This is a genomic window from Streptomyces sp. DvalAA-14, assembly GCF_900091855.1.
In the GTDB taxonomy this organism is placed as follows: Bacteria; Actinomycetota; Actinomycetes; order Streptomycetales; family Streptomycetaceae; genus Actinacidiphila.
This window is the reverse complement of the sequence record NZ_FMCH01000461.1, coordinates 1-13,192: the sequence shown is the minus strand read 5'-3', so window position 1 is coordinate 13,192 and position 13,192 is coordinate 1. Positions and strand designations below refer to the sequence as shown.

The 13,192-nt window shown below is 72.1% G+C and carries 13 protein-coding genes; 6 read left to right on the top strand and 7 right to left on the bottom strand.

The genetic code is table 11. From position 1 onward, the window contains the following. Nucleotides 1–286: 286 nt before the first annotated feature. The 3 genes from GA0115240_RS24340 to GA0115240_RS24330 all read right to left on the bottom strand — a co-directional run bounded on the left by GA0115240_RS24340 (nt 287) and on the right by GA0115240_RS24330 (nt 4,668). Nucleotides 287–1,315, bottom strand: coding sequence for a hypothetical protein (locus tag GA0115240_RS24340; protein ID WP_093739654.1), 1,029 nt, complete (start codon nt 1,313–1,315; stop codon nt 287–289). Nucleotides 1,316–1,446: 131 nt separating this feature from the next. Then, nucleotides 1,447–2,430: a hypothetical protein gene (locus tag GA0115240_RS24335; protein ID WP_093739652.1), complete on the bottom strand. Its 984-nt coding sequence runs from the start codon at nt 2,428–2,430 to the stop codon at nt 1,447–1,449. A 165-nt stretch (nt 2,431–2,595) separates the two neighbouring features. Further along, entirely contained in the window at nt 2,596–4,668 is a 2,073-nt protein-coding gene (locus tag GA0115240_RS24330; protein ID WP_093739650.1) for an MFS transporter, read from the bottom strand. Nucleotides 4,669–5,092: 424 nt separating this feature from the next. On the opposite strand from GA0115240_RS24330, the gene GA0115240_RS24325 reads away from it, so the two are divergent. The 3 genes from GA0115240_RS24325 (at nt 5,093) to GA0115240_RS24315 (ending at nt 7,703) form a co-directional block, all read left to right on the top strand. Then, nucleotides 5,093–5,989, top strand: coding sequence for a peptidoglycan-binding domain-containing protein (locus GA0115240_RS24325; protein WP_093739648.1), 897 nt, complete (start codon nt 5,093–5,095; stop codon nt 5,987–5,989). Nucleotides 5,990–6,268: 279 nt separating this feature from the next. After that, entirely contained in the window at nt 6,269–6,844 is a 576-nt protein-coding gene (locus tag GA0115240_RS24320) for a hypothetical protein (protein WP_176725160.1), read from the top strand. A 178-nt stretch (nt 6,845–7,022) separates the two neighbouring features. Then, the gene (locus GA0115240_RS24315; RefSeq protein ID WP_093739646.1) at nt 7,023–7,703 is read left to right on the top strand and encodes an HAD-IA family hydrolase; all 681 of its coding nucleotides are present in this window, start codon (nt 7,023–7,025) and stop codon (nt 7,701–7,703) included. 16 nt (nt 7,704–7,719) lie between these two features. Here the strand turns inward: GA0115240_RS24315 and GA0115240_RS24310 are convergent, their stop codons facing one another. Beyond that, on the bottom strand, nt 7,720–8,301 hold the full coding sequence (locus GA0115240_RS24310) for a TMEM165/GDT1 family protein (protein ID WP_093739644.1): 582 nt from the start codon (nt 8,299–8,301) through the stop codon (nt 7,720–7,722). Nucleotides 8,302–8,997: 696 nt separating this feature from the next. On the opposite strand from GA0115240_RS24310, the gene GA0115240_RS24305 reads away from it, so the two are divergent. Beyond that, a complete protein-coding gene (locus GA0115240_RS24305; RefSeq protein WP_093739642.1) occupies nt 8,998–9,678 on the top strand; it encodes a DedA family protein in 681 nt (226 codons plus the stop codon). Nucleotides 9,679–9,810: 132 nt separating this feature from the next. Here GA0115240_RS24305 and GA0115240_RS24300 read toward each other — a convergent pair whose 3' ends face one another. Beyond that, nucleotides 9,811–9,996: a hypothetical protein gene (locus GA0115240_RS24300; RefSeq protein WP_093739640.1), complete on the bottom strand. Its 186-nt coding sequence runs from the start codon at nt 9,994–9,996 to the stop codon at nt 9,811–9,813. A gap of 273 nt (nt 9,997–10,269) precedes the next feature. Between GA0115240_RS24300 and GA0115240_RS24295 the strand changes: the two genes are divergently transcribed. Further along, complete coding sequence (locus GA0115240_RS24295; RefSeq protein ID WP_093739638.1) at nt 10,270–11,691, top strand: family 2B encapsulin nanocompartment shell protein; 1,422 nt, start codon at nt 10,270–10,272, stop codon at nt 11,689–11,691. 265 nt (nt 11,692–11,956) lie between these two features. On the opposite strand, the gene GA0115240_RS24290 is transcribed toward GA0115240_RS24295, so the two are convergent. Continuing rightward, nucleotides 11,957–12,715, bottom strand: a complete 759-nt coding sequence (locus GA0115240_RS24290; RefSeq protein WP_093739636.1) for a bestrophin-like domain — start codon at nt 12,713–12,715, stop codon at nt 11,957–11,959. 32 nt (nt 12,716–12,747) lie between these two features. Further along, nucleotides 12,748–12,900, bottom strand: a complete 153-nt coding sequence (locus tag GA0115240_RS37170) for a hypothetical protein (RefSeq protein ID WP_161302413.1) — start codon at nt 12,898–12,900, stop codon at nt 12,748–12,750. Nucleotides 12,901–12,953: 53 nt separating this feature from the next. Here GA0115240_RS37170 and GA0115240_RS37670 point away from each other — a divergent pair. Continuing rightward, nucleotides 12,954–13,192, top strand: a 239-nt coding sequence (locus GA0115240_RS37670; protein ID WP_218087438.1) for a hypothetical protein, incomplete at its 3' end; no start/stop codon positions are given.

Below are 13,192 nucleotides of genomic sequence, written 5' to 3'. Positions count from 1 at the left end.
GTCCGGGCGTGTCCGGGTCGAGGATCGAGGCTGATGCCGCGACCTCGGCGCCGGCGAAGGACCACAAGAAGGACGACGCGTCCAGCACCAGTACCTGGCTGATCGTCGCCGTCTTCTTCGTCGCCAGCGTCGGCGTCGGCTTCCTGCTGAGCGGGCGCAGACGGCGACGTGACTGAGCCCGGGGCCGGTCCGGGCTCCGGGTCCCTCCCGGGCGGGGAAACGCCAGGACCCGCGGGCACGGGGCCTGCGGGTCCTGGTGGGGCGGGGCTTTCGCCCGGCGGCCGGGTCAGTTGACGTTCAGCAGCTCGCGGGTCATGTCCCGGTAGCGGGTGAGGGCCACGCGCAGCTCCTCCGTCTCGGTACCGGTGGTCTTGTCGCTGTCACCGCTGTCGTCGGCGTGCCAGCTGCCCCGCAGCGCGTCGCGGCGCTCCTCGACCATCCGGGTCAGCCGGCGGACCGCCTCGTCCAGTACGGCGTCGGCCTCGCGCACGGCGCGCTTCGGGTCATCGACGAAGCCACCGACGGCCTGCTCCATACGACGGTTGAGCTGGTCGATGTCCTGGCTCGCACCCGGCGTCGCGCCGGTGCCGGAGGTCGCGGCAGAAGTCGCGGCCGGGGTCGCGGCAGAAGTCGATGTGGCGGTGGCGGTGGTGCCGCTGCTGTTCGTGCGGGTAGCGGCGGTACTGGCGGTGCCGGCCGCGGGCGACGGTGTCGTGGCCTTGGGCGGGACGACCGTGTCCGTGCGGGCGCGCTTCGTGTCGGCGTCGCGGTCGCGGGCGGTCGTGCCGGCCGGGGTGTCGAGGCGCTTGGCGTCGCTGTCGGCGTCCTTGCCGGTGCCGGCGGTTGTGCCGGTGCTGGTGCCCGTGCCCGAAACGTCCGCGGTGGTGCGGGCCGTCGCGCTGTCCGGCGACGTGCCCTGCAGGCCCTTGACGTCGCTGTCCGCATCCGCGTCCGCGTCCAGGTCGGCGTCCGTGTCCGTGTCCGAACTGGTGCTGGTGCCGGTGCGGCTGCTGCGGATGCCGGTCTTGTCGTCCGTGTCCGTGTCCGCGTCGTCGTCCAGGTCGTCGGCGTCGGCGTCGGCGACGTCACGGCTCGTGGCGCCGGTGGAACTCCCGGGTGCGCCGAGCGGGGTGACGGGGCGCTGCGGCCCGGTGGTGCGGCCGGTGGTGCTCCGGCCGGCCGAGGCGGTCTGCTCGGTGGTGGTCGGCTTGCCGTCGGTGGTGGTCTTCTTGCCGTCGGTCGTCGTCGGCGCGGACTGCTCGTCCGCCGTGTCCGAGTCGGCCCGGTCCTCGGCGCGGGTGCGGTTGAAGTTCATGGTCTTCGTCTCCTCAGATACCTGCTCGTCACGTACATGTGGCCGTCCAGGGCCCGCCCCGGGCGGCCCGGCCCCCGTCGCCGGCTGAGCGGGCGACGGGAGCGGGCAGCCGGGCGGCTGTCGCGGTCGGGTCAGCTGTGGTCGTCGGTGGTACGACCCCGCCGGCCGGCGCCGGTCAGACCGGCGAACCGGTCGGCCAGCGGACGGTGGTGCTCTTCGCCCGTGTCACTGCCCTCGGTGCCCGCAACGGCATCCGGGTCGGCGTCCGATTCGGCATCCAGCCGGGCGTCGGCGTCATCGCGGTCCCGTGCGGCGGCCGAGGTGCCGACCGGTTCCGTGGTGGGATCGGTGGTCCGGTCGATGGCCGTGTCGGTCGCGTCGGTCGTGGCGCCGGTGGTGGAGTCGACAGCGGGATCGGTGCTCGACCCGGTGACGGGCTCCGTGGTGGGCGCGACCGGACCCGTGGTGGCCGCCGGAGCGGTCCCGGCCGGAGCGGCCTGGTCCGTGTCGGTGTCCCGGTCCGTCGCCGGCACGGTCGTGTCGGCCGGGGCCGTGGTGCGCGACGGCTTGTCCGCGTCCCGCAGCATGTCGTCGAACAGGGCCCGCGCGGAGACCATCGCCTGCCGCATGTCCTCGGTGACCTTGCGGCCGCCGGCGCCGGCGTGGTCGGCCAGCGCGTGGGCCTGCCGGTATCCCTGGACCTCGTGCGGGTGGTGGACGGACAGCGCGTCGAAGTGCTCGGGCGAGTTCGCCGCCGGGTAGCCGCGCTCGGCGGCGACCTCGGCGATCAGCCGGTCGGCCTCGTTCAGGGCCCGGCCGGGATCGTCCACGAAGTGCGCCTGGATCTCGGCCCAGCGCGCCCCGTACTGCTCCCGCTGCTGGGCGCTGACCGGCTGCCGCTCTATGTCGCCGTAGCGCTTGACGCGCTCGGCGAGTTCCTCGCGCGTGGCCTTTTCGTCGCCGTCGTGCTGAGCGAGCGTGCGCTCGTACTCGGGGCCGAACCGACGCTTGAGTCCTGCTCCGCTGGTGCCGTTACCGCGCATCATGGCCACCGCCGCGACGATCGCGATCACCACAACTACCGCCACGATGACGGCGATTACCGCTCCGGACATGACGTGCCTCCCGTCTCTTCTTTCTTGACGGTCGGCTTGCCGCTGCTGGGCGCCCCAAACACCCGCCGTGACCCCGAATGCCCGGGACGCACGGGGTGATCAGCGGTTATGCCACTCAAAGCGGCGGCGACCAGCGAGGATACGGGGCGGGGGTCCAGCGGCGGCTCAGGCCGAGGTCCCGCTCTCCGCACGCGGTGGGCCGTTGGCGCTGCGCTCGGGGTGGTCGGCCTCGCCGCCGCACAGCTCGTCGCTCAACTTCTTGATGAGCGCGGCCAGTTCGGCATGACGGGCCGGGTCCCAGTCACCGAGCAGCTCGGCCAGGACGGCGCGGCGGGCCTCGGTGAGCCGGTCGACGAGAGCGTGGCCGGCGTCGGTGAGGACCAGGGGATTGCCCGGGTGCTGGGCACGGGCGGCGTAACCGCCGGACTCGGCCTCGACCACCGCTTCCGCGATGACGGGGAAGGGCACGACAGTTTCCCGGGCGAGCACGGCGGGATCGATCTCGCCGACGTGCTCCAGCCGCAGCAGCAGCCAACTGGTCACCGGGCGGATGTCGATCCCGGCCATCTCGGTGATGCGGTGGTAGAGCCCGGACCGGGCCTCCCGGCTGCCGAGCACCGACAAGGAGCGGGCGATCTCGTCCAGCGAGGAGCGTTCGACCGGATTGGTGGCCAGCGTCTCGCCCCCGTCGGGCACGGTGACCGAAGCACGCAGCGCCTGCTCCTTGAGGAACAGCGACAGGATGAATCCGGCCAGCGCCACCGGCGCCGCGTAGAGGAAGACGGTGGTGATCGACGTCGAGTACGCGTGCAGCACCGGCGGGCGGGCGGCGGCCGGCAGCCGGGCGATGGACGTGGGATCGGCCCGCAGCACCGAGGGGGTCAGGCCGGGCGGCAACCGCACCCCGCGCAGCGCGGGACCGAGTTTGTCCGTGAGCCGGCTGGCGAAGATGGTGCCGAAGATGGAGACGCCGAAGGACGCGCCGATCGAGCGGAAGAAGGTGGTGCCGGAGGTGGCCGAGCCGAGGTCCTCGTAGCCGACCGCGTTCTGCACCGCGAGCACCAGCACCTGGATCACCAGGCCGAGGCCCAGGCCGAAGAGCAGGAAGAACAGGCTCATCACCCAGGTGGCGGTGTGCTCGTCGAGCTGGTGCAGCAGGACCAGGCCGATGACGGTGATGCCGGTGCCGGCGATCGGGAAGACCTTGTAGTGGCCGGTACGGCTCACGATCTGCCCGGAGACGGTGGAGGAGATCAGCAGGCCGACCACCATCGGGATCATGTGGATGCCGGACAGGGTCGGCGAGTAGCCGTGCACCACCTGCAGGAAGGTCGGCAGGAAGGTCAACGTGCCGAACATCGCGAAGCCGACGATGAAGGAGATCGCGGAGCACAGGACGAAGGTGCGGACCCGGAACAACCGCGGTGGCAGGACCGGCTCCTGCGCCCGCCGCTCGATCAGCACGAAGACGGCGACGAGGAGCACGCCGATCACCGCCAGGGCGATGATCTGCGCCGAGCCCCAGGCCCAGGTGGTGCCGCCGAGCGAGGTGACCAGCACCAGGCAGGTGGCCGCCGCGGCGACCACCGCCATCCCGGCGTAATCGATCCGGTGGGTGGTGCGGCGGACCGGGATGTGCAGCACCGTGGCGATCACCACGAGGGTGACGACGCCGATCGGCAGGTTGATGTAGAACACCCAGCGCCAGGAGAGCTGTTCGGTGAACACCCCGCCGAGCAGCGGCCCGAGCACACTGCTGGCGCCGAACACCCCGCCGAACACCCCTTGGTAGCGGCCTCGTTCGCGGGGCGGCACGATGTCGCCGACGATCGCCAGCGACAGGACGATCAGTCCGCCGCCGCCCAGGCCCTGCACCGCCCGGAACGCGATCAACTCGCTGAGGTTCTGCGAGATCCCGCACAGCGCGGAGCCGATCAGGAAGAGCACGATGACGGTCTGGTACAGCCGCTTGCGGCCGTACATGTCGCCGAGCTTGCCCCACAGCGGGGTGGCGGCGGTGGACGCCAGCAGGTAGGCGGTGACCACCCAGGACAGATGGTCGATACCGCCGAGCTCGCTGACGATGGTGGGAAGAGCGGTGGACACGATGGTCTGGTCGAGGGACGCGAGCAGCAGGCCGAGGGCGAGCGCGACGATGGCCAGGCGGACGGCGCGCTTGTCCTGGTACGCGCCCGGGGGCGCCGCCGCCGGACCGTCGGCGGCCGTGTCCTGGGCCATGAAGGCTCCTCCCGTCGTCCCCCCGACGGCCAGAGCCTTCATATTCGCACTGTTTGTGCCGTTATGGGCTGTGATCTTGAGCGGGCGGCCGGTCCGCTTCGGGGGAGCGGCTGTCCGACCGAGCCGCGTATCGGCATAATCGCCCCTGGCTTGACGAACGACTTTGCGAACGAGGCCGCGGCCGACTTCGGGGACGACTTCGGGGCCGACTTGGGGGTGCTGGTGCGAACAGGCGAACGACGGCGGGGAGGGGACCCAGTGGGGCAGCCGCTCGGTACGGACGAGGGGGCGGCGGGGGACGCCATGCGGGAGGCCGCGGCGGACGCCGCGGATTCCCCCTGCGGGGGAAGAGGTCGAGATACGGGCCGCCGAGCGCTCGGCGGAACGAGCCGCCGCGCTGGCCGCCACCGAGGGCTTCCACCCGTTGCGGATCAGGCCCTACGTCGCCGAGCCGGACGGGGAGCCCGGCGAGACGACGGTACGGCCGCTGATGGCGGTGGAGCCGGAGGAGGACGGCGGGGGCCCCGCGACGACGGACCTCGGGCTTTTCCCGTCCATGTACTCGGGGGTGGAGTACGCCCCCGAGGAGCCGCCGGTCCTCGAACCGGTGGTGGTACGGGGCCGGCACCGGCGGCGCCGGCGCAGCATCGTGGTCGCGGCGGCAGCGGTGGCGGCGTCCGCGCTGGCGGCCGGGGCCGTCGCGGTCAGCGGGCAGGTGATGGGGGACGAGCAGGGTGCCACCGACCGGGCACTGCCCGATCTGAACGCGTCGATGCCGGATGTGCAGCTGCCGCATGTGGCGGCCCGGGTCAGTGAGTCGGCGGCGCCGCCGGCGGGCCACGTCGGAACGCCCACGACGACGGCGGCGACACCTCGCGCGACCCCTTCGGCGAGCAGGCCGGTCAGCACGCCGACCGGCGCGTCGGACGGCGCCTCCCCGCAGCCCACCGCCTCCGCGGGCGCCACCCCGGTCACCCCGACCACGGACACGACCCCGACCGCGCCGAGCACCACGGCGCCGGCCTCGACCCCGGACACCCCCCGCAGCGAGCCGCTCCAGCCGTCCGACACCTCCGCCACCCTCCGCCTCGGCGACTCCGGCCAGGCGGTGACCGACCTCCAGCGCGACCTCCACGCGGCCCACGTCTACTACGGCCGCTACGACGGCATCTTCGACCGCGACGTCGAGATGGCCGTCACCACCTTCCAGCTCTGGCACCACGTCAGCGACTCCCCCCTGGGCACCTACGGCCCGAACACCCGCGCCGCCCTCACCCAGTCCCTGACCAGCACCTCCGCCGCCCCCCACCACCACCGCTAGCCCCTCCGGGGCATACCCACCGTTCCCCCCTCCCCCGCCCTGCCCCCGCCCCGGGAACCCCCCGCGCACCACGACGACCCGGCAACCCCGCGGGGCGCGGGATCCTTGACGCCCAACCCACGGCGGGGTTGGGGGGAGGCACCCCCGGCCCGCCGGCCCGGGCCACCACGCGCCCGGCAGGGCAACCCCTACCGGGCGCAAACAACCCGCGCCCCGGGCCCCCCGGAAGCGCTTGGCCGGCTGGCGGGAGGGCGGCGGGGGCGCGTTTAGGATCGGCGGGTGTCCACTGCTGAGCGGTTCGGCCTCGCCCACTTCCAGCTCGTGCTGCTGCGCCGGATGGCGGACCACCAGCCGGATCTGGTGGACGACGCGCTGCGGACGCTGGGCGCGAGCCACGGCGAGTTGCGGGACGCCCACCGTCGCTGGCAGGCGCGCCTGCACTCGCGGACGTTCCCCGGCGGCGAGCGCCGGTACCGTACGGCGCTCGGCCCGCCGGAGTCGACGCGCGAGCAGCAGATCGGGGAACTGACCTGCACGGCCCTGCAGTGGCCCCTGCCGCTGTGGCCCGACCTGCGCTTCGAGGTGCTGTGCGCCCCGGGCGGCGGGGCGGTCTGGAACGAGTGGCTGGTCCGGGCCCCGGGCGCCCCCGCGCCCGCCCTGCGCGGCGTCGACGACCTGACGCCCTGGTCCTGCACGGTGGACGACGCGGCCCACGCCTTCCCCCCGGCGACCCCGCTGCCGCCCGACGCCCCCTCCCGCTCGGTGCTGGCCCTGACCGTCCCGGGCAGCTCGACCCGGACGATCGCCCACTTCACCTGGGGCCTGCTGCAGTACGTGGCCCCGCACGACCGCTGAACCCCAGCCGAACAGATCCTCGCCCGGGCGATCGGACCCCACAGGGGCTGGCGCATCGCCGCATTATTTTGTACCGTACAGAAACAAAGTGGTTCCGCCCGCTTCCCTGACCAGCGGGCGGGACCACGTTGCCAGGCCCGCGACGCGATGCGCCGCGGGCCGCTTCATAAGGAGCCGCATGCCGTCCGTGTTCGCCGCCCGCGCCCTGCTGCTCGACATGGACGGCACCCTGGTGAACTCCGACGCCGTGGTGGAGCGCTGCTGGCGCCGCTGGGCCGAGCGGCACGCGCTGGATCCGGCCGCCGTCCTGCGGGTCGTGCACGGCCGCCAGGGCCACGCCACCATGGCCGCCCTGCTTCCGGACCGCCCGATGGCCGAGAACTTCGCCGAGAACGCCCTGCTGCTGGCCGAGGAGACCGCCGACCTCGACGGCGTCGTACCCGTCCCCGGCGCCGCCGCCTTCCTCGCCGCCCTCGAAGGCCGGCCGCACGCCCTGGTGACCTCCGCCAACGACGCCCTCGCCCGGGCCCGGATGGGCGCCGCCGCGCTGCCGCTGCCGCCCGTCGTCGTCACCGCCGAGCGGGTCAGCGCGAGCAAGCCCGACCCGGAGGGCTTCCTGAAGGCCGCCGCCGAGCTGGGCTTCGCTCCGGAGGACTGCCTGGTCTTCGAGGACGCCGAGGTCGGTGTCGCCGCCGCCCGCGCGGCCGGCATGCGCGTCGTGGGCGTCGGCCCGCGCGCCGCCGCGCTCCGGCCCGACGCCCACGTGGCCTCGCTGGAGCTGATCCGCGTGGAAGCCGCCCCGGCGGGCGGCCTCCTCGTCACCGCGGACGCGTCTGCCACGGCCGGCCCGGCAGCCTGACGGCCTGCGGGCCGCCTCAGCCCGCGACCGCCTCGTAGAGGCTGAACGCGGCCAGCACCACCATCACGGCGGCCGCCACCTTCGTGATCAGCCCGAGCGGCACCCGCTTCATCAGCAGCCGCCCGCCGAAGACACCCAGCGCCGCCACCGCCCACAGCCCCAGCACCGCGCCGAGGCCGACCGAGACCGGGTCGTCGTAGCGGGCGGCCAGATTCGCGGTCATGATCTGCGTCAGGTCGCCGAACTCCGCGACCAGGATCAGCATGAAGCCGGTCCCGGCCACCTTCAGGAAGCTCTGGTCGGCGGGCGCGCGCACCTTCTCCTCGTCCTCGCCGCGCGAGAACAGCAGCATCGCCGCGCCGCCGAGGAACAGCACGCCCACCACGCCCTGCACCAGCCGGTGCGGCAGCAGGGTCAGCAGGCTGCCTGCCGCTATGGCCAGCGCCACATGGACCACGAAGGCCGCGGCGACCCCGCTGAAGACGTACGAGGCCCGGTAGCGCGTACCGAGCACCAGGCTGGCCAGGGCGGTCTTGTCGGGCAGTTCGGAAAGGAAGATCACGCCGAAGACGACGGCGATGACGGTGAGACTCAACACGGAAGGCGATCCTCGATCGGTCGGGGGCAGCCGTACCGAGAGGAACCGCGGGGCGCGGGGTCGCTTCGGCACGGCAGCGTCGGAACACTGCGGCCGAAGGTCTCGCTGGCGGCCCGCACCTGATCCGGTGCCTGCCGCCTCCGGGCGCCGGCCCGGTCCGCTCGGCGTCCGCGCGAACGCGGACGCTGTGAACGGCCCGAGCAGTATGTCGACGGTCCGGCGAAGAGCTACTCCCCTTCTGCTGGGCGTCAGTCTAGAGGACGCCGAAAGCGGACCGGCCGGAGACCCTCGCTCCGGGCCCGCGGCGACGTACCCTTCAGACAACAGCCCCGGACGTGCGGGAACGGGCGCCGCGGGGTCCGCGTCAAAGTATTCCCGCCGTAATAATGCCGTGATTGTCTCGTACGTCACGCGCCCTCAACGGAACCGAAGGTCACTACTGGCGTACGCTGTACGGCTGACGGCGGATGAAGATCCGCCGCCGTGGAAGCGGCACCGGCACCGGTACGGATCCGACCCGATCCGACCTGTCCCACCAGGGGCGTTCGGCTTTTCGCGGCCGACGCGCAGGACCGATCCAGCAGTACTTCACAGGCACGCCACAGACACTTCGGAAGCACAGCGGAAGCACAACAGCACCACATCGCGGTACCCGGGAACGATCCGAGCAGGAACAGCGAAGGACGAGGAGGCGCAGTGCTGCACGGCATGGGCTCCTTGTTCGACTGGCCCTGGATCTTCCTGCTCGTGGCGATCTCCGTGCTGCTGGACGTCTTTGTGCCCGTGCTCCCCAGCGGTGTGCTGGTGGTCAGCGCGGCCACCGCCGGATCAACGGGCGGCCGCGACGGGCTACTCGACATCTTCGCGCTGCTGGGCTGCGCGGCCACCGCCTCCTGCGTCGGCGATCTGCTGGCGTACCGGCTGGCCTGGCGGGGCGGTGACTGGTTCGACCGACGGCTGGCGAGTTCGCGGCGGTTGGCCCTGGCGCACGAACGGCTGGGTCAGGTGCTGACCGGCGGCGGCGGCGCCCTGGTGGTCCTTGCCCGCTTCGCGCCGGCCGGCCGCAGCGTGGTCAGCCTCGGCGCGGGCGCGGCGCGGCGGCGCCCCGGGGAGTTCCTGCCCTGGTCCGCGCTGGCCGGGGTGTGCTGGGCGACCTACAGCGTGGGCCTGGGCTGGATCGGCGGCGAGTGGCTCGGCGCGAGTTGGCTCGGTACCGCGATGTCCCTCGCCGCGCTGGTCGGCGCCGGCGCCTTCGCGGCGTACGTCTTCAAGCGGGAGCGGCGGCTGGCGATGGCCGCCGCTTACCCTACTGTCCCGCTGGCGATCCCCGGCCAGGGCACACCGCCCGACCGCGGCTCGGTCGTCGAAGCTCTCTGAGTGCTCCCGGCACCGCCGGGTTCACCGAGTTCGCCGGCTTCGCGCCGAGTTCCCCGCCGGCTTCCTCACCGGGTTCTCACCGGGTTGTCGGCGGGGTCCTCCTCCGGGTTCCGGTCCGGAGTCCCGTCCGGGTCAGCCGCGGCGCCGCGTTCTGGTGCCGTAGGACCAGCCGGTGCCGACCCCGGCCAGGTGGAGGGCCACGAAGAACAGCCCCGCGACCATCAGGCTCCAGGGCGTGAACGCCGCATCGGTGTGGGTGTTGGTGACATTCAGGAGCCAAGCGATGAAGAAGATGACGGCGCCCACGGCAGCCAGCATGTGACTCTCCCTGACAGAGGCCGCCGGAGCACGGCGGCGGATCGGGTGGTGACGAACGGGCGCCGGTGGCGCCCGTCGACGTTCCACTGCCCGCCAATGGCCGTTCGACGCACACGGGTTCGACTCAAAGTTCGAACGGTCGGCGATTTTCGGCCGGAGAAGCCGCCACTTACCCGTATTTCGGAAAGTATTCTCACTCGTTTCGGCAATAGGCAGCACTCAGCGTCATCGAAAGAATGGGCCCGAATCACCCACTTACGGGAAGGACAGCCCATGTCGGTTGATGCGGGCCAGGACACCGCTCAAGACACCCCGCAGAACGGACAGCCGCGCACGAGTCTCGACACGGCCGCCGCTCGCAATCTGGCGACCACCACGAAGTCCGCTCCGCAGATGCAGGGCATCTCGTCCCGCTGGCTGCTGCGCGTACTGCCATGGGTCCAGGTCAACGCGGGTACCTACCGGGTGAACCGCCGGCTGAGCTATTCGGTCGGCGACGGCCGGGTCACCTTCGTGAAGACCGGGTCCGAGGTCCGGGTGATCCCGCACGAGCTCGGTGAGATCGCGGCGCTGCGTTCCTTCCAGGACGAGGCCGGGCTGAGCGCCCTGGCGGACAAGTTCGTCCAGCGGCAGTACGAACCGGGTGACGTGCTCGCCGAGGCCGGACAGCCGGCCGACACCGTGTTCCTCATCGCCCACGGCAAGGTGGAAAAGCTCGGCGAGGGCTCCTACGGCGAGCAGACCCGCCTAGGAGTCCTGGCCGACGGCGACCACTTCGGCGAGCAGGCGCTGCTGAGCGGCGAGGGCACCTGGGAGTACACCGCCAAGGCCGGCGCGGCCACCACCGTGCTCGCCCTGTCCCGGCAGGATCTGGAGCCGCTGCTGGGCCAGTCCGAATCGCTGCGCGGCCACCTGGAGGCGTTCCGGGCCATCCCCCGGCAGCGCGCCAACAAGCGGGGCGAGGCCGACATCGAGCTGGCCTCCGGCCACCACGGCGAGGCCGCGCTTCCGGCCACGTATGTCGACTACGAGGTCAAGCCCCGCGAATACGAACTCCAGGTCGCCCAGACCGTGCTGCGCATCCACAGCCGGGTGGCCGATCTCTACAACGAACCGATGAATCAGACCGAGCAGCAACTCAAGCTCACCGTCGAGGCGCTGCGGGAGCGCCAGGAGAACGAACTCATCAACAACCCCGAGTTCGGGCTGCTCAACAACGCGGATTACGACCAGCGCATCCAGCCGCACGCCGGCCCGCCGCTGCCGGACGACCTTGACGAGCTGATCAGCCGCCGCCGGGGCACCCGCTACCTGCTGGCCCACCCGCGGGCCATCGCCGCCTTCGGCCGTGAATGCACCCGGCGCGGCATCTACCCGGACCCGGTGGAGGTGCTGGGCTCCACCGTTCCGGCCTGGCGCGGCGTCCCGATCCTGAGCTGCAACAAGATCCCGATCAGCACCGCCCGCACCAGCTCGATCATCGCCATCCGTACCGGCGAGGACAACCAGGGCGTCATCGGTCTCAACCAGACCGGTATCCCGGACGAGTACGAGCCGGGGCTGAACGTCCGCTTCATGGGCATCGACGAGAAGGCCGTCATCAGCTACCTGGTGAGCACCTACTTCTCGGCCGCCGTCCTGGTGCCGGACGCGCTGGGTGTGCTGGAGAACGTGAACGTCTCCAACTGGCGCTGAGCCGCCCCGTGGCCGGCGCGCCGAGCCGCCGCCGCTGATGGATCCGTGAAGAGCGGCTCCCCTGCCAGGCCGGGCAGGGGAGCCGCTCTTCATTGCTGTCACCTCCTCGCTGTCACCTCCTCGCTGTCACCTCCTCGCTGTCACCTCCTCGCTGTCACCTCCTCGCTGTCACCTCCTCGCTGTCACCTCCTCGCTGTCACCTCCTCGCTGTCACCTCCTCGCTGTCACCTCCTCGGGCGACGCACGACTCAGCAGCCGAGCCGCGTCAGGAGCCGAGCACCAGACTCCGGATGACCGTGACCGACACCGCCAGTCCGCTGCCGAAGGGCGAGTCCAGATCCCAGATGAGGAAGAGCAGGAAGGCGATGAGCGCGCTGAACAACCCGGCCAGCAGCAACTCCCGTGGCGACCGCCGGATCTGCAGGGTGAAGATGAGCCCGACGGTCACCAGCGCGCCGGCGATCAGGCCGAACCAGACCATGCCCGGCATGGTCGCCCCGGCGCTCTGCCCGCGCGCCTGCCGGGCCTGATCGGCGGCCGCCACCTCGTCCACCACCGGCTGGTAGGCCTGCGCGGCCAGATCGCTCTTCGGGTCGAACTGTGTGACGTCGGTGCGGACCTGGTTGAGCAACTGGTCGCCCTCCGGCGACAGTTGCCCGTGGTTCTTCATGTAGCGCCATTCGTGGTCGGTGACGAACAGGGCGTAGGTGTCCACGTCCGCGCGTACCTTGTCCCGTACTTGCGGCGGATAGACCTGCACCCGGGCCTTCACCTCGTGCAGCGCCTGCGCCTCGGCCTGTACGTCGGCCTGAGCGGAGCCGCGGCCCTCCCAGACCCCGGCGATGGCCAGGCCGATGACGATCGCGTAGACCACGCCGATCATCATGACCATGTACTCGATGACGTCCGGTGTCTCCGACGGGTCGTCGTCCGCAGCGATCCTGCGCTGCCTGAGCACGACCACACTGACCACCACGACGCCGACCGCGATCATGGCGATGAGCAGTGCCACCCACTGCGACATAGCGAAATCCCCCTTGCTGTGGACTGGTTCAGCTAGTTGTTCCTGCGATACGTGCGGGATCCGGGCCGCAGCACCGCCACGGCGAGCAGGGCCGGCACGGTGGTGAGCAGCATCGTGATGGTCAGCGCCTGCCGGTGCCGGACCGGCGGTCCGGACGGCTTGGGCGGGCGTACCGGCCACTGCACGGCCACCGGCTTGGCCGGGGGCTGCGGTGTGATGCTCGGCGACGCTTTCGGTGATGGCGACGCCGACGGCGTGGGTGTCGGACGAGGTGAGGGCGTGGGACTCGGTGCCGGCGGGCTGGGCGGCGGCGGTACGGCCGCGGCGGGCGGGGTGGGCGAGGGGCTCGGTGCGGGCGTCGGAGGAGGGGGCGGAGTGGGAGTGGGAGTGGGCGTGGGGGTGGGCGTCGGCGTCGGTGTCGGGCTGGGGGGCGGGGTTGTCGGAGGAGGCGGGGGCGGCGGCGGGGGCGGTGGGGGC